1 protein-coding gene is annotated in these 597 nt (G+C 70.7%); it reads right to left on the reverse strand.

Annotated features, from left to right (window positions below):
* Positions 1–597, reverse strand: a 597-nt coding sequence (locus QN350_RS19750; RefSeq protein WP_323517219.1) for a zinc-dependent metalloprotease, incomplete at both ends; no start/stop codon positions are given.

The raw sequence follows: 597 nt of genomic DNA on the forward strand, positions 1-597 counted from the left end.
GAAGGTCGGGATGCGCCCACAGTGCGTCACGACCGTCGTCGCCGACTGCATCCGTCACGGCCTGCCACATCGCGGCCGCCTCGCGCAACCGGCGCGGGCGCAGCTCGAGCCCGACGAGGGTCGAGAACGCGGACTCGGCCGGACCACCTGACGCGCGACGACGCTTGACCGTCTCGTTGATGGCGTCGGCGCGGGGGAGCCGGCTCGTGGCCCGGGCGGTCACGACGTCGACCCAGCCCTCGACGAGGGCGAGCATCGTCTCGAGCCTCGCGAGGGCGGCGAGCTGGGTCTCCGATTTCGGCGGAATCAGCGAGCCGTTCAGGATCGCCTGCCGCAGCTCCTCGGGATTGGACGGGTCGAAGCCCTCCGCCAGTTCTTCGAGACGGCCGGAGTCGATGCTGATGTCGCGGGCGAAGTCGGTGATCGAACTGATCAGCCGCAGTCGCAGCCAGCGCGAGTGCCGGAACAGCCGGGCGTGGGCGAGTTCCCGCACGGCGAGGTAGATCTGCACCTGGTCGATCGGCACGTCGAGGTCCTCGCCGAACGCGGCGACGTTCTGGGGCACGAGGGCGGCCTGCTGGTCGGTCAGGAGCGGGA

Source organism: Cryobacterium sp. 10I5 (assembly GCF_035019865.1).
Classification (GTDB): domain Bacteria; phylum Actinomycetota; class Actinomycetes; order Actinomycetales; family Microbacteriaceae; genus Cryobacterium; species Cryobacterium breve_A.